The sequence below is a fragment of the Psychrobacter sp. PSi21 genome (assembly GCF_054960615.1).
On record NZ_JBHNYR010000001.1, the window covers coordinates 200,566 to 215,445 of the forward strand.

Annotated in this window: 14 protein-coding genes; 6 read left to right on the forward strand and 8 right to left on the reverse strand. The window is 47.3% G+C overall.

The window, feature by feature from the left end:
• Nucleotides 1-6 precede the first annotated feature (6 nt).
• Nucleotides 7-1,179, reverse strand: a complete 1,173-nt coding sequence (locus ACFI32_RS00865; protein ID WP_462624597.1) for an AI-2E family transporter — start codon at nt 1,177-1,179, stop codon at nt 7-9.
• Between the two features lie 674 nt (nt 1,180-1,853).
• Between ACFI32_RS00865 and ACFI32_RS00870 the strand changes: the two genes are divergently transcribed.
• A complete protein-coding gene (locus ACFI32_RS00870) occupies nt 1,854-3,545 on the forward strand; it encodes an NAD+ synthase (protein WP_462624598.1) in 1,692 nt (563 codons plus the stop codon).
• Between the two features lie 472 nt (nt 3,546-4,017).
• On the forward strand, nt 4,018-5,292 hold the full coding sequence (paeA, locus tag ACFI32_RS00875; RefSeq protein ID WP_462624599.1) for a polyamine export protein PaeA: 1,275 nt from the start codon (nt 4,018-4,020) through the stop codon (nt 5,290-5,292).
• Between the two features lie 40 nt (nt 5,293-5,332).
• Here the strand turns inward: paeA and ACFI32_RS00880 are convergent, their stop codons facing one another.
• Nucleotides 5,333-6,025: a YggS family pyridoxal phosphate-dependent enzyme gene (locus tag ACFI32_RS00880; protein ID WP_462624600.1), complete on the reverse strand. Its 693-nt coding sequence runs from the start codon at nt 6,023-6,025 to the stop codon at nt 5,333-5,335.
• Nucleotides 6,026-6,430: 405 nt separating this feature from the next.
• On the opposite strand from ACFI32_RS00880, the gene ACFI32_RS00885 reads away from it, so the two are divergent.
• Nucleotides 6,431-7,486 carry a type IV pilus twitching motility protein PilT gene (locus ACFI32_RS00885; RefSeq protein WP_462624601.1) on the forward strand — a complete coding sequence of 352 codons (1,056 nt, stop codon included), beginning with the start codon at nt 6,431-6,433 and terminating at the stop codon, nt 7,484-7,486.
• Between the two features lie 98 nt (nt 7,487-7,584).
• Nucleotides 7,585-8,706 carry a PilT/PilU family type 4a pilus ATPase gene (locus tag ACFI32_RS00890; protein ID WP_462624602.1) on the forward strand — a complete coding sequence of 374 codons (1,122 nt, stop codon included), beginning with the start codon at nt 7,585-7,587 and terminating at the stop codon, nt 8,704-8,706.
• 97 nt (nt 8,707-8,803) lie between these two features.
• On the opposite strand, the gene fur is transcribed toward ACFI32_RS00890, so the two are convergent.
• Nucleotides 8,804-9,235 (reverse strand): ferric iron uptake transcriptional regulator, encoded by a 432-nt coding sequence (gene fur, locus ACFI32_RS00895; protein ID WP_462624603.1) that lies wholly within the window; start codon nt 9,233-9,235, stop codon nt 8,804-8,806.
• A gap of 314 nt (nt 9,236-9,549) precedes the next feature.
• On the opposite strand from fur, the gene ACFI32_RS00900 reads away from it, so the two are divergent.
• Nucleotides 9,550-9,963, forward strand: a complete 414-nt coding sequence (locus ACFI32_RS00900) for an outer membrane protein assembly factor BamE (protein ID WP_462624604.1) — start codon at nt 9,550-9,552, stop codon at nt 9,961-9,963.
• Between the two features lie 4 nt (nt 9,964-9,967).
• On the opposite strand, the gene ACFI32_RS00905 is transcribed toward ACFI32_RS00900, so the two are convergent.
• The 4 genes from ACFI32_RS00905 to ACFI32_RS00920 all read right to left on the reverse strand — a co-directional run bounded on the left by ACFI32_RS00905 (nt 9,968) and on the right by ACFI32_RS00920 (nt 12,960).
• Entirely contained in the window at nt 9,968-10,309 is a 342-nt protein-coding gene (locus ACFI32_RS00905) for an RnfH family protein (RefSeq protein WP_462624605.1), read from the reverse strand.
• Nucleotides 10,297-11,412: a hypothetical protein gene (locus ACFI32_RS00910; protein ID WP_462624606.1), complete on the reverse strand. Its 1,116-nt coding sequence runs from the start codon at nt 11,410-11,412 to the stop codon at nt 10,297-10,299. The genes ACFI32_RS00905 and ACFI32_RS00910 overlap by 13 nt, the downstream gene beginning before the upstream one ends.
• 178 nt (nt 11,413-11,590) lie before the next feature.
• Complete coding sequence (locus ACFI32_RS00915; RefSeq protein ID WP_462624607.1) at nt 11,591-12,259, reverse strand: c-type cytochrome; 669 nt, start codon at nt 12,257-12,259, stop codon at nt 11,591-11,593.
• Between the two features lie 365 nt (nt 12,260-12,624).
• Nucleotides 12,625-12,960, reverse strand: a complete 336-nt coding sequence (locus tag ACFI32_RS00920; RefSeq protein ID WP_462624608.1) for a c-type cytochrome — start codon at nt 12,958-12,960, stop codon at nt 12,625-12,627.
• Nucleotides 12,961-13,247: 287 nt separating this feature from the next.
• Between ACFI32_RS00920 and yihA the strand changes: the two genes are divergently transcribed.
• On the forward strand, nt 13,248-14,006 hold the full coding sequence (gene yihA, locus ACFI32_RS00925) for a ribosome biogenesis GTP-binding protein YihA/YsxC (RefSeq protein WP_462624609.1): 759 nt from the start codon (nt 13,248-13,250) through the stop codon (nt 14,004-14,006).
• Between the two features lie 88 nt (nt 14,007-14,094).
• Here yihA and ACFI32_RS00930 read toward each other — a convergent pair whose 3' ends face one another.
• Nucleotides 14,095-14,817: an HAD-IA family hydrolase gene (locus ACFI32_RS00930; RefSeq protein WP_462624610.1), complete on the reverse strand. Its 723-nt coding sequence runs from the start codon at nt 14,815-14,817 to the stop codon at nt 14,095-14,097.
• Between the last annotated feature and the right edge of the window lie 63 nt (nt 14,818-14,880).

Sequence of the window (14,880 nt, forward strand, 5' to 3'; positions counted from 1 at the left end):
GTGGTTTTAAGGTTTATCCCTATCTGATCGCGGCGGTATGACGCTACTGGGCGCGGCTGGTGCTGGCGGCGCTATGGCAGGTTGTGGCTCGTTCTGTGACAGCTCTTGGGCGGCAAATATCTCATTTTTGTGCTGCGATATCCACTCACGCCAGACGGCAAGACCAATGGCGAGTACCACAGGGCCAATAAACAACCCAACAAAGCCAAAGGCTGTCAAACCACCCAGCACCCCAATAAAGATAATAATAAACGGAATCTTGGTCGCACCGCTGATCACAATCGGACGGATCAAGTTATCCACCCAGCTAATGACCAACACACCCCACAGTGCCAACCCAATACCTTCTGTAGTGTGGCCCTGACTGAGTAGCCAAACCGCTACCCCGCCCCATGCAAACGGTGTCCCAAACGGAATCAGCGCCACAACAAAGGTTAACAAGGTCAACAAAATAGGACTGGGCGCGCCTGCAAAATAATAACCGATACCAGCCAAGAGTGCCTGTGCCAGTGCCGTCAAACCAATGCCATACACCACCGCACGTGTCGTTGAGCCAACCGAATCAATATAGCCATCGATACGATTGCCGATGATATTACGTAAAGCTTGGCGAATTTGCCTAATTAGGCTGGTGCCATCGCGATAAAAGAAGAACACCGTCATCAGCGCCATACCGATCTTGGCAAGACTACTAAAGGCCACATCGAGCGCCACCTTACCATAATACAGGTGCGACTGAACCCATGCGCGAAATACACCCAGCGCCTCTTCAGGGTCTTTATTGATCTCCCACAGCATATCTTTGATCTGTTGTCCCACCACAGGCAGATTTTTGAAATACTCTGGTACATCAAGATAGCCGACTTTGACACGGTAGATCAGGTTGCTGTAGAGGCTGAGCGCCTCTTGTTGTAGGATAAAGACCCCAATCATCAAAGGCACGCCGATGAGTAGCGAGATACTGACCGTCATAACGGCCGCGCTAAAATCTGGGCTAAGGTGTACTTTAGTATGAAAGAAGGTATAAATCGGAAACGTGACATAGGCCAAAATTGCTGCCCATAACGCGGGTACTATAAAAAACTGCACCACCTGAAAACATAGGATAAACAGCACCACCAACAAGGTTATTGCCAGCAAGCGCTGGATAATAAACTCTTTTGTCCAGTTTTCCATCATAGTGCGTCAACCAAAAACTGATGGCAGATGTCTGACTGTCAAATCAGAACCGTATTGCCAAAAAATAGTAAGTAGTACCAGTGTGGCCGTCTACTCAGTGCTCAAAAGGGACTGGCAGCAATCAACCAAAATAAACCTAACCAATAGCGCTCATTATGCAATAAGATACGAGAAATAAATAATACTATGTTGTAATTTTTACTTACAATTTTATGAGCGCGCCTGACGATTTTTTGTGTCAGTCCAGTAGATTTTTGCAAATTTTCGGGACTTTAGTTGCTCTTGATTGCCGCTGCTGTCATGCTAGCAAAAATACCATAGCGTTCTCGTTGAATTTGCGATTAATGCTATACTAAGAGTGTTATTTTAAATTTTAAGTACTGCTGAGACTGTTTTTAGCATGAGTACATAGTGAGGACTTTTTATAGCCCAGTGGCAACACCTTTGATGGCGACTGGGCACTTTAATGCGTATTTGGGCAGCCTCTATAAGGCTTCTTTTAGCGACAGCCATTTTGTTGCATCTAGACCCAAAACGATTGAGGTGAGGATGGTTTTAACCTGATGGTTTTGTGATATTTTTGCTCAAAGCCGTGCAACAACCTAATAGGATATAGGGTGTGTACCCATATTATCTGCCACATTTTACTTGATACTTTGATAGGAACAATAACAATGTCAAAAGACACTGATACCAAAGCCCCAGCTGCGTCTGACGCAGCAGGATCAATCCCAAAAAAACCGCAAACCGTTACCTTCGCTCTGGCTCAGGCCCATTTTTTAGTTGGTGATATCAGCGCAAACACCGAAAAGATGCGTACCTTAGCGCTACAAGCGCGCGATGAAGGCGCAGATGTAATTGTGTTTCCAGAACTTGCCTTGCTCGGCTACCCTCCCCAAGATTTGCTGCTACGTCCAAGCTTATCAGGCCGCGTCAAAAGCGCGTTGTCTGCGTTGAGCGACATTGATGATATCGTGATGATTGTCGGCTATCCACATGTCGATCATCATGGCACCTTTAACTCAGCGGCTATTTTGCACAATGGCCATCAAAAAGGCTTTTATCACAAACAGTCTCTGCCAAACTATGGCGTCTTTGATGAGCGTCGTTATTTTGATAAAGGCCGCAATCAGGTCTTGTTTGATTATAAAGGCATCACCATTGGCCTACTTATTTGTGAAGACTTGTGGGAAAAAGACCCCATCGCCGCGCTGAAAGATCAAGGCGCTGATATGATTGTCAGCCTCAACGCGTCACCATTTGAAGTAGATAAGCAAGATGCACGCAAAGCCATGCTGGCCAAACGCAGTCGTGAGCACAAGCTGCCCATCGTGTATGTCAATGCGGTTGGTGGCCAAGATGATCTTGTCTTTGATGGCGGCTCTTTGGTGGCACAGGCAGATGGTAGCGTGGCTCATGAAGCGTCACGCTTTTTGAATCAATTGATGCTGGCTACTTTTGATGTCAATACCTTGACCTTTAACACCCAAGCCAAAGCACCGCTATCACTCAGCGCTGAGTCTGAGATGTATCAAGCACTGGTTGTGGGCTTACGTGATTATGTCAACAATTCAGGCTTTAAAGGCGTCATTGTTGGCTTATCAGGCGGTATTGATTCGGCCTTGACCTTATGTATCGCCGTTGATGCATTAGGCGTAGACAAAGTTTACGCTGTCATGATGCCTTATGAATATACGTCACAAATCAGCCTAGAAGATGCACAAGCGCAAGCACGCCGACTGAATGTCTCCTATACAGTTTGTCCCATATTTGATGCGGTTGAAGGTATTCGCCACACACTTGCGCCACTATTTAATAAGTCGCCCACCGATACCACTGAAGAAAATATCCAAGCTCGTGCGCGCGGCGTGATTTTGATGGCGTTATCAAATAAGTTTGGTCACTTGGTCATCACCACAGGCAATAAGTCTGAACTGGCCGTTGGCTACTCCACCTTATATGGTGATATGGCTGGTGGCTTTGATGTGCTCAAAGACGTCTATAAGTCGCAAGTGTATAACTTGGCCAACTATCGCAACCGCTTAGAAGACACACCGGTGATTCCTGAGCGCGTCATCACCCGTCCACCGTCAGCAGAGCTGCGCCCTGATCAAAAAGACCAAGACAGCCTGCCAGATTATGATGTGCTCGATGGCATATTGACCTTGTATATTGACGAAGACATGGGCTATCAAGACATCGTGAACAAAGGTTTTGATGCTGAGATGGTCGCCAAAACCATCAAAATGGTTGATAATAGCGAATACAAGCGCTTGCAATCGCCTATTGGCACTAAAATCAGTCACCGTGCCTTTGGTCGTGAGCGCCGTTATCCACTGGTGAATAAGTGGTCTATTAAAGGCTAAGCCCCCACTACAAAAATGCGGCTTAGTGAATGAATAGCCGCGAGCATTGCTGCTCTATAGTGATGATGGCACCAAAAGCTGGGTATATTGCCCAGCTTTTTTGGTGTGTGTTCTACTCCTATTTTCGATGATATAAATGATGATGACTTAAATGATATTGCTCCATGAGTACAGCGCTACTTCTGCAGCGTTATAGAGCATTGCAACGATCGACATATCAATACTGAACCCTAAATGGTTACCTCCCTATCCGCCTTTTTTATCTTGACCCCGCTGCCCTTGGCCTGCGCGGTCAGCACAGCATGACTGTACCTATGTTGCCAACTTGCCAAACCGTGCAGCGCTATATCAATTCCTTACCTGATTGCTGAGCGATACCTGCTTGCAATGACTGGCGCGCCAGTTTCTTAACCATTAACCGACCCTTAACCACCAACCAATCCTTTTTTATTCGCTTTTTTTCGAGTATCTCATGAACTTGCTAACTGCTAGTGTGTTTATCTTTTTACTGATCGCCCTCAGCGCCCTTGTCTCCAGCTCCGAGCTGGCCCTCGCCTCTTCCCGTAAGATCAAGCTACAAGTAATGGCCAAAGAAGGCGATGTCCGCGCCCTCGATGTGCTTAAAATGCAGGAGCACCCTGGCAGCTTTATTACCGTGGTGCAGGTCGCGCTCAATGCTATTGCCATTTTGGCAGGGGCAATCGGTGAATCGGCCATCAGCCCTTATCTACAGCGTCTCTTCGGTCACGAAGCCCTCGCCTCTGTCATTTCGTTTGTCATCGTCACCAGCCTGTTTGTGCTGTTTGCCGATTTGATGCCCAAGCGTGTGGGTATGTCAAACTCAGAACCGATCGCGGTCAAAGTAGTGCGACCGATGATTTTTTTAATTTTTGTGTTAAAGCCGATGATTTGGGTGTTTGATGGCGCCGCCAATCTCATCTTTAAAGGTCTTGGTATTTCAACCGTGCGCCAAGACGACATGACCTCAGAAGATATTTATGCGGTGATGGATGCGGGCGCAGAAGCAGGCGTGCTCAAAAAACAAGAGCATCATCTGATCGAAAATATCTTCGAGATGCAAGAGCGTACGGTCACCTCAGTGATGAACCCACGTGAGCATATTGTCTATTTTGACACCCAAGTCAGCACTGAAGAAGTGGTTGGGGTGATGATTCGTCAGCCGCATAACAAGTTTTTGGTTTGCAATGATGATGATCTTGAGCACATTGTTGGTTACGTCGAGTCGCGCAGCTTTTTGGCCACTGTCCTTGAAAAGCAAGAGGTCTCTATCACTGATAAGTCGCTGCTGAACCCCGCGCTGTTTATTCCTGACACCTTGTCTCTATTTGAAGTGCTTGAGACTTTTAAATCCACAGGCGCAGATTTTGCGGTCATTGTAAATGAATATGCGCTGGTGGTTGGTGTCATCACTTTAAAAGATGTGATGAGCATCGTCATGGGGGAGCTGGTGACGCTTGAGGACCAGCCTATCGTCCAGCGTACGGATAACTCATGGCTGATCGATGGTATGACACCGATTGAAGACGTGATCCGTGCACTGGGTATCGTCAATCTACCACACAGCGAAAACTATGAAACCATCAGCGGATTTATGATGTTTATGCTACGCAAAATTCCGAAGAAAACCGATACCATTGAACATGCCAATTATCGTTTTGAAATTCTGGCCACCAACAATTTAAAAATCAATCAGCTGCTGGTGACCAAGTTTGATGCCGAAGCATAGTTTATATTCCGCCACTTATCAGTGCCTAGCTGAATCTGACTCAACCGCGCGCACCAAATATCGCCGTACCCACGCGCACCATGGTGGCACCGTGGGCAATGGCCGCTGTCATATCACCGCTCATGCCCATACTGAGGGTGTCCCATGCAGCAAGCTCTGGGTGTGCTTGTTTGATGTCCAAAAACAGCTGCTGGGTACGAGAAAACGCATCGGTATCGCTCTTTGCGGGGATGATCATCAAACCGCGCAGCTGCAAATTTGCATAACCTTTGATGGTATCGACCAAAGCGGGAACCTGCTCGGGCAAGCAGCCTGACTTGCTGTCCTCGTCATCAATGTTAACCTGAATCAATACGTTTAGCGGCGGCAGATGTGCTGGGCGCTGATCGTGCAAGCGCTTAGCAATAATATCGCGCTCAACCGTCTGTACCCAGTCAAAATGCTCAGCGATATCGCGGGTTTTATTGCGCTGGATGTGACCGATATAATGCCAGACAATGTCTTTTGTATCAGGCTCATCTTTGAGCGCGGTGATTTTCTCAACGGCTTCTTGCAGATAATTTTCACCAAAACTCTGCTGCCCCTGACGTGCCAGCGCGGCAATCATATCAGCGGGTTTGGTTTTGGATACGGCAAGCAAGGTGACTGGTTCCGTGCTATTGGTCGCAGCGCATGCCTCGGTCACTTGCTGCTGGACACGCTGCCAATTGTCAATCAGATCAGTGGTGCTCATAATGGTCTCTTATGTTCGGATGAAAAACAGTCACTCGGTGGTGACAAGCACTGTTTTGAATTATCCAATGATACTGTGCCCAGTCGTATTGATGCAATCATAGATATTTTCAAACCGCTTAATACTGTCAAGCATCCTTGGATACCTATAGTTAGTGGTCATCACGTCATCTTTTATACAGCCAATAAACCGTGCATCATCTTTGTGCCAATGCGGGCAGCCGTCTATACCTAGCACGACTGTATGGGTTATTTTTGTATTTACTGATTTTGATGATGGCGCGACATAAAAGGTCTTGTTATGATGTGGTAACACAGCCTTTGTCTATAGTAATGAGGCTCATAGTCATACGCTGCGCACTATTACCCATATGTATTGACAATTAACGGATAGGAATACCTCACTATGTCTGAAAAAAGCACACTAAGTATTGAAGATTTGCTGCGCTTTACAGTCAAGCACAAAGCCTCGGATTTACACATTTCTGCGGGTATGCCTGCGATGATCCGTGTCGATGGCGAAATGACGCGTATCAATATGCCCACCATGAGTCACAAAGTCGTGCATCAGCTGATCTACGATATCATGAATGACAAGCAGCGCGCTGATTTTGAAGAGTTTTTTGAGACCGACTTTTCTTTTGAGATTCCCAATCTCGCCCGTTTTCGAGTCAACGCGTTTAACCAAAATCGCGGTGCAGGGGCGGTATTCCGTACCATTCCTTCCAAAGTATTGACCATGGAAGACCTAGGAATGGGCGATGTATTCAAACGCGTCTCTGATTTCAAGCGTGGTGTGGTATTGGTCACAGGGCCAACAGGCTCGGGCAAATCAACCACCCTTGCTGCTATGATCAATTATATCAATGAGACCCGTAAAGAGCACATTCTCACCATCGAAGATCCCATCGAATTTGTCCATGACTCGAAAAAAAGCTTGATCAACCAGCGTGAGGTACACCGTCACACCCTCGGCTTTGAGCCTGCGCTGCGCTCTGCACTGCGTGAGGATCCAGATGTGATCTTGGTTGGTGAGCTGCGTGACCTTGAGACCATTCGTTTGGCCTTAACCGCAGCAGAAACGGGTCACTTGGTCTTTGGTACGCTGCATACCAGCTCGGCTGCCAAGACCATTGACCGTGTGATTGATGTGTTTCCAGCAGCAGAAAAAGACATGATTCGAGCCATGATTTCAGAATCCCTGCAAGCGGTTATCTCGCAAACCCTGTTGCCACGGCAAACTGGCGGCCGCGTCGCCGCTCATGAAATCATGCTCGGCACCCCTGCCATCCGCAACTTGATTCGTGAGAATAAAATCGCGCAGATGTATTCTGCTATCCAGACCAGCGCTGGTGAGGGTATGATCACCTTGGACCAAACGCTCAAAAACTTGGTCGGCAAAGGTACCATTAGCCGAGACGTGGCACGACCTTATGCCAAACAACCTGAAGCTTTCTTGTAAAGCTACCGCCCTGCTATATTTAAAAACCATATTTGGTAGTCGTTCTGCCAGTATTAGAGACAGACTTTACTGAAGATTGGATAGACATTGGATACATTATGGAATTTGATAAACTGCTGCAATTGATGATTAAGAAAAATGGTTCTGACTTGTTCATTACCGCTGATGTCGCTCCATCTATGAAAGTTAATGGACAGATATTACCTGTAGGCAAAACCCCACTGACCGCTGACCAAAGCATGCTACTGGTCAAAAGCATCATGAGTAAAGCACAGCAAGAAGAGTTTGACACCACCAACGAGTGTCAATTCGCCATCTCCGACAATGCCCAACAAGCCCGTTTTCGGGTCAGTGCCTTTATGCAGCGTGATATGGCAGGAATGATTTTGCGGAAAATCGAAAACAAAATTCCTACTGTCGAAGAACTGCGCCTGCCATCTGTACTCAAAGAGCTGTCGATGAAAAAGCGCGGTATTATCTTGTTGGTGGGCGCAACAGGTACGGGTAAATCAACCACCCTTGCAGCGATGATTGGTCACCGTAATATAAACTCACACGGTCATATCATTACCATTGAAGATCCAATCGAGTTTGTTCACAAGCATCGCGGCTGTATCATCACCCAGCGCGAGGTCGGTATTGATACCCTCTCTTTTGAGGCAGGCCTTAAAAACACCCTACGCCAAGCCCCTGACGTTATCTTAATCGGTGAGATTCGTAACCGTGAGGTCATGAGTTACGCCATTCAATATGCCGAAACAGGTCACTTGGTGTTTGCCACCTTACACGCCAACAATGCCAACCAAGCGCTCGATCGTATCATTCACTTTTTTGAATCCGACCGGCACAGCCAGTTGTTTATGGACTTATCCCTCAACCTACAAGGCGTGATCGCGCAGCAGCTCATTCCCACACCCGATGGCAAAAGCCGCCGCGCCGCCATTGAAATTTTGCTTAACTCGCAACTGATCAGCGATTATATCCGTAAAGGTGAAGTACACGAGATCAAAGATGTGATGACCCGCTCGCGTGACAGCGGTATGCAAACCTTTGATCAGGCATTGTTTGAGTTGCACGAAAATGGGGAAATAACCTACAAAGATGCCATTGCCCATGCCGACTCGCCAAACGATTTACGCCTCAAAATCAAGCTGAGCAGCAAGCATAATGACATCAATTTGGATGAAGGCGCAGACAGTCTGTCACTAGATATTGACTGACGATGGATGATTGATCGTTAAGTCATTCACAAAAAAAAGCGCGAGTGTAAACAACTCGCGCTTTTTAATGGGTCAGTCTAATTGAGCAAGAGGCCAATTATTTGACGCTGTCTCTACACTCTTTGTTGCTGCAGATACCATATAGTACCAATGAGTGACCTGATAGCTTGAAATTGTACTTCTCTGCTACTTTTAGCTGCTCTTCTTCGATGACTTCGTTATGAAACTCGATAATCTTGCCGCACACGTCACAGACGAGATGATCATGATGTTCATCTTGGCTGATTTCAAAAACCGATAGGTTGTTTTCAAAGTTGTGGCGCTCAACGATACCCGCTTGCTCAAACTGGGTCAGCACACGATAGACCGTTGCCAAACCCACATCTTCACCTTGCTCAATCAATGCTTTATAAACCTCTTCAGCACTCATATGATGATGTTCTGCCTGCTCAAGCAGCTCTAAGATTTTGATGCGCGGTAAGGTCACTTTAAGACCCGCTTTACGTAGATCTTGATTGGTAAAAGCCATAATATCCCTTCTGACTATAAAAGTCTTAGCAAATAAATTATATAAATTGGGGCGAATACGCATAAGCTATAAATGATTTTTTGATCTCATAGCTGCAATATTTTTATCTGTGACGCCACGTCAAAACGATCACTTACGCCAATTATTTGATTGCAAGTCTATGAATTTACATCATAAATCATAACCCATATCCGCTATCGTTTGGTAAAAATGTCGTAAATGGTAGGCAATGACTGGTAAATAACGTATCATTTATCGGTGATTGTCGGTCAGACAAGCATCTATGGCCTGTCGCCGCACCCCACCCATTTTTTATGAGTCATTTTATCATGATAAAGCCGTTATCCTTTTATCCTACCGCCCGTACGTTACGTCACCTTATGCTCACCACTGTTCTTGGTACTTGTGTTGCCATGTCAGGCTGTTCATTGTTTAACGTCTACAAAATTGACCTACCTCAAGGGACGCCGATCACCCAGACTCAAGCACAGAAATTGCAAGTGGGTATGAACCAAAACCAAGTGTTGTACCTCTTGGGCAGCCCCGCCATCAAAGACACCCTAGCACCCAATCGCTGGGACTACATCTATGACTATCAAGCTGGTACTGAAGGCCAGCGCCAAGGCAAAGCGGACATTCAAAATGCCAGCCAGCACTTGGTGATCTATTTTAATGATAACGGCATTGTGACGCGTATTGATGGTATTGAGACGCTGCCTGCCTCGTAACTCTTTAGCGACTTTTTAAGATGCGCCGTGCGCGCGTCTTGTTTTTGCGCTGGGACATCGGATCAGCGCTCAGACTGCGATACACCTCAATGCGATCACGCGGCTGCAGCACATAATCCAGCGGCTGCTTTTGTGCATAGATACCCACATGCCAGCGTTTGGCCGTTGGTGCGTTCAGTCCCGACACTTCATCACACCACGCTTGCAACTCTGGAAACCGCGTCAACCATCCTGCGTGTTCAAGCGCTGCATAAAGCGTGGTACCAGTCGGTACAGACTGCACCAAATAGTGTTGCTGCGCCGCTGTCTCAGCATAAGCCAAATAAACCACCATCAGCTCAGCCACTGTAGCACCCAACCGATCAATGCCAACATGAGGGCAAGTGGCACCACCAAGCGAATCGCAATACGCCATAGATTATAAAAGGCTTCGTTGCTAAAGTTGAGTGACTTGCGCAAATGGCTGATCTTCATCTGCCAACCTGCAAATAACGACAATGCCAATACTGCAATGCTGCTTAAAATTACCAGCAGTCCAGCCAGCCAGCCAGTTGGTACGGCGGCTACCAATATCAAGCCAAGCACCAGCGTCAAGATCAAACTCACCACCACACCGAAACGATGCGCAATTTGCTGCGCGGCGTAGTGTAACAAATAACTGGCGACAAACAACACACCTGCCCAATATAGCAGCTGCGCGATTGGTGTCATGCTTAGGCCACTGGTAAACAAAGCCACCACGCCCACACCCAACTGTAATAGCCAAATTGGCAATACCGATGTGGTCGCACGGTAGCTTTTCTCTGGTGCAGCTTGTGCTGTTGTCGCGACTGCTGATTGCTTACGACTGGCATGCTGTCCAAACCAGTATAACCCCGTCCCTGCGCCCACACTGACCAGTGCCAACGCCACTGCACGCGCCCACTCGCTTAAGCTGACATCCGTCATAGCAAACTGAGTCTGTGGTAGGCCGCTTGTCACACCAAGCAGTAGACCAATGACCATCAGCCCCAAACCAATAGGTAATGGCGCCACCCCAAGCAAACTCAATAATACCGCAATCACCATCAAGCCTGCCGCTATCGCAAAGCTTGGGATACTGGGTGCACTGCCCAGCTCAGTGAGCGCAGACAATATACCAGCACCCGCTCCTGAAATGACAAGGGCTGCAATGATGATCGCGACGATGGCAGCAAGCCAACCAAAGCTGCGCCATACTGGACTGGCATCGGCTTCGCGAGTCAGTTTTTGCATACCTGCCAACGGTGCTTCTGTACTGCGATAAGCCAAGGCAATCTCAGCATAAACCACAGGCAACGATACCAATACCATGGCAACCAGCCACAAGAGCCAAAAGTCAATCTCACCGACAGAGACAGGCGCAAACCAGCGAAAAAGCAGCAATGGCAACAATGCGGCCATAAAATAAGAGGCATAGCGGATCATCATAATTTCAATCCAAACAAGCTAAAGTCATAGGTATAAAAGACAGAGTAAGTAAACTTTTATTATGAGGGTCAACAAGCTATAAAAAAACCCCGAAATCGGGGTTTAATCATCATACAATGTGAACAAGGGCAGTACTGCATGAACCACGCAAGTACCGCCCTACCAAGACATCATCGTATTAGTGAACAGCGCTCACATATTCTGATAGGATGCGGATATCGCGATCAGACAATCTTGAGGCAACCGTCTGCATCATGCCTTTTTCGCCTTCTTTTGCCGCATCGTTGACACGTTTTTGATCATCGCTATCGATGTCATCGTCACGACCAGCAGCGCGGAACAGTTTAAGCTGGGTCGCAATGTACTGAGCATGCTGACCACCCAAACGCGGGAAAGCAGCAAAGGTATTACCAGCAGCATCGGGACCATGACAGCCTGCACAGCCGATAACGCCACGTGTTTTGTCACCACCTAAGAAAATTTTGCTGGCTTCTTGGGTAGTCGCAGGGTTACCGTAGCCCACGCTCCAAGGTGCTTGACTGGCATAGTAGCCAGCGACATTGGCCAAATCTTGCTGTGATAAATTGGCAACTTGCGATTGCATGATACCGTTTTTGCGGTAGCCCGATTTGAAGTTAACCAACTGTTTGTAAAGGTACTTGACGTTTTGACCACCCAAATTAGGCTGGGCCGGAACGATGCTCACGCCGTCAACACCATGACAGGCGGCACATACTGTTTCGGCAATTTGTTTACCTGCATTAGCGTCATATTCAGGAACAGTGATAGCAGCTTGTACGCTGAAACTTGCAACACATAAGCTGGCGGCAGCGATTAACTTTTTCATGGATATAGATCCTACTAACTCGGTGTAAGCATTATTAAGATTGATTGTAAGGCCAAAAGGCGACACAAATAGCAGTGCTCAACTGAGCGTCAAACAAGGCTACAGATACCATCTAAGCGCTTTATCACAATCCGCCTGAAAGTACTTACTAACATCAGGGTTTATTTGCGATTATTATAGCAAGACTTTATGGCATTTGCCTACTTAATCGCGGCATCTGCGTATTTTTCTATTGCAGGTCACGTGTTACGGGATATCTACCGTCAAAAGCATGTGGTGATGGATGGCCGCTCATTATAGTTTGGTACGGTTATGTTGCCGCTCCTGACTAGGGCGTGTCATAAAAAACAGCAACGTAGACGATATTATTGACTCATGTAGTCAATCAGCTTGCGGTAGTCGTCATCTTCACAGCTCGCGCATAGCCCGCCTGCAGGCATTTGGATCATGCCTCCTTTCACCGCATGTACCAGAGCAGGTATGCCTTTTTGCTCTTTGAGCTGCTGCCATTTGGCACTATCCCCTTTTTTGGGCGCGCCAAGCGCACCGCTATCATGGCAGGCGGCACATGAGTTATCATAGATGGCAGGAATGTCAGCAGCATTTGCACTACTGAGCGCAGCAGTAACAACCGTGATGGCAACGGCGCTGCGACATAAGGTATGACAGAGTGTGATAAAAAATGGGGTTCGAGCGCGCATGTGGCATCTCCTTGAGCGGACAGACTGCACCAAGAACAATGGACACTGACCACAGCCTATTCTGATATTTTGTATTGTAACAAAAAATGTCACTTGTCGGTAAATAAGTTCAGTTGCCTATGCGTAACACATCTGGTATTGACCACACTTTTCACTAAGCACACCCACACTTTAGTGTTATGCTATCCTTTTTATTCTCTGAGCAAGATGATCGGTAGTATAGCGACTACTGACAGACCTATAGCCCTCGCGTTATTTTTAATTTTTTAAATGTTAATGAGTCATTTATGAGTACCCCGTATACAGATAGCGCTGTCGATCGCGCAGCGTTTAATACCAAAGCCCGTCAGCGCATACAGCAGACTGAATTTATGATGTCAGCACCCACGTTTCGTTTGTGCCCTGCTGACGAGGGTTTAGAGGTCGCCTTTGCTGGGCGCTCAAACGCGGGCAAATCCTCTGCCATCAATGCGTTAACCAATCAGCGCCAGCTGGCACGCTCATCAAAAACCCCTGGGCGCACGCAAATGATTAACTTTTTTAGCATTGGCGATGCGGACACGCGTTTGGTGGATTTGCCCGGTTATGGCTATGCAGCGGTTCCCCTTGAGATGAAAAAAGAATGGCAGGTGGAGCTGGAAGAATATTTGGTATCACGCTCAAGTCTTGCAGGATTGGTACTACTGACTGACATTCGCCATCCACTCAAGTTTTTTGATGAGCAAATGCTACACTGGGCTCAAGACGGCGAATTGCCTGTACATATCTTGCTGACCAAAGCCGATAAGCTCAAATATGGCGCGGCCAAAAATGCCCTACTCAATACCCGTAAGCAACTCAAAAAACTGGGACTGTCTTGCAGTATTCAGCTGTTCTCGGCACTAAAAAAAGAAGGTATTGATGAACTGGCTGGTGTGATGGGTGATTGGTACGAATATGGCAAGAAGGCTGGCACGCCGACAGATCAACAACCAGAAAATGATGAACAGGCAGATACTATAGACGCTATGCAGACCGATACCTCTAAAGATACAGACGGCGAATAAATCACACAAAAAAGCGGCCACCATTTTATTTTAAATGGTGGCCGCTTTTTTGTTGTTATGACGTTGGTTTTGGGACGATTGCCAGCAGCTACAAGCTGTCTGCATGAATAGGTGCTGTCAACAAGGCGACTAGCGCTTGCGGCGTATTGACCTGATAAGTGGGCTGCTCATCTGCCAGCACCTCACTGGCCTCAGTACCATAGTTGACCGCAATGCTGGTCATCCCTAGCTGGGTGGCCATTTGAATGTCATAAATGCTATCACCAATGAATACTGCGTCAGCGATCGACATACCAGTATGCTCTAAAATGTCTGTGAGCATTTGCGGATCAGGCTTGGATCCTGACTCATCAGCGCAGCGGGTGATGGCAAAATAATCATGACTGCTTGAGGCATCTAACACGCGATCAAGGCCGCGGCGCTTTTTGCCTGTTGCGACTGCTAATACTTTACCCTGCTGATGCAAGCTGGTTAGCATGTCTTCGATACCTGCAAAAAACGGCGTGCGGGCGCTGTTTGGAATATAGTAGGCAGCGTAACTGTCGTTAATGGCTTGTTTTTGTGCATCGCTGGCGTCTGGATACAAAATATCGATGCCATGCATGAGACTCAAGCCAATGATGCCTTGCACCGCGGCGTCCGTGGTCTCAAAGCCATGTGCGCGACCCGCCACATGCATTGACTCAACGATCAAACCGATAGAATCCATCAATGTGCCATCCCAGTCAAAGATGACCAGCTTTTTTTGAGTTAAATCATGCGGCGTGTCCTGATGTGCTGATACAGCTTGACTGGTGGTGGATGGGCTCATAAACAACCTCGGCGATAGGCGAATAAACAGCGACCCATCGTAGCGTAATAGGCCACGATGAAG

Excerpts from the sequence above, each read along its gene's own strand:
- ACFI32_RS00865 (WP_462624597.1), bottom strand. The coding sequence starts at position 1,179 with ATGATGGAAAACTGGACAAAAGAGTTTATTATCCAGCGCTTGCTGGCA.
- ACFI32_RS00870 (WP_462624598.1), top strand. The coding sequence starts at position 1,854 with ATGTCAAAAGACACTGATACCAAAGCCCCAGCTGCGTCTGACGCAGCA.
- paeA (WP_462624599.1), top strand. The coding sequence starts at position 4,018 with ATGAACTTGCTAACTGCTAGTGTGTTTATCTTTTTACTGATCGCCCTC.
- ACFI32_RS00880 (WP_462624600.1), bottom strand. The coding sequence starts at position 6,025 with ATGAGCACCACTGATCTGATTGACAATTGGCAGCGTGTCCAGCAGCAA.
- ACFI32_RS00885 (WP_462624601.1), top strand. The coding sequence starts at position 6,431 with ATGTCTGAAAAAAGCACACTAAGTATTGAAGATTTGCTGCGCTTTACA.
- ACFI32_RS00890 (WP_462624602.1), top strand. The coding sequence starts at position 7,585 with ATGGAATTTGATAAACTGCTGCAATTGATGATTAAGAAAAATGGTTCT.
- fur (WP_462624603.1), bottom strand. The coding sequence starts at position 9,235 with ATGGCTTTTACCAATCAAGATCTACGTAAAGCGGGTCTTAAAGTGACC.
- ACFI32_RS00900 (WP_462624604.1), top strand. The coding sequence starts at position 9,550 with ATGAGTCATTTTATCATGATAAAGCCGTTATCCTTTTATCCTACCGCC.
- ACFI32_RS00910 (WP_462624606.1), bottom strand. The coding sequence starts at position 11,412 with ATGATGATCCGCTATGCCTCTTATTTTATGGCCGCATTGTTGCCATTG.
- ACFI32_RS00915 (WP_462624607.1), bottom strand. The coding sequence starts at position 12,259 with ATGAAAAAGTTAATCGCTGCCGCCAGCTTATGTGTTGCAAGTTTCAGC.
- ACFI32_RS00920 (WP_462624608.1), bottom strand. The coding sequence starts at position 12,960 with ATGCGCGCTCGAACCCCATTTTTTATCACACTCTGTCATACCTTATGT.
- yihA (WP_462624609.1), top strand. The coding sequence starts at position 13,248 with ATGAGTACCCCGTATACAGATAGCGCTGTCGATCGCGCAGCGTTTAAT.
- ACFI32_RS00930 (WP_462624610.1), bottom strand. The coding sequence starts at position 14,817 with ATGAGCCCATCCACCACCAGTCAAGCTGTATCAGCACATCAGGACACG.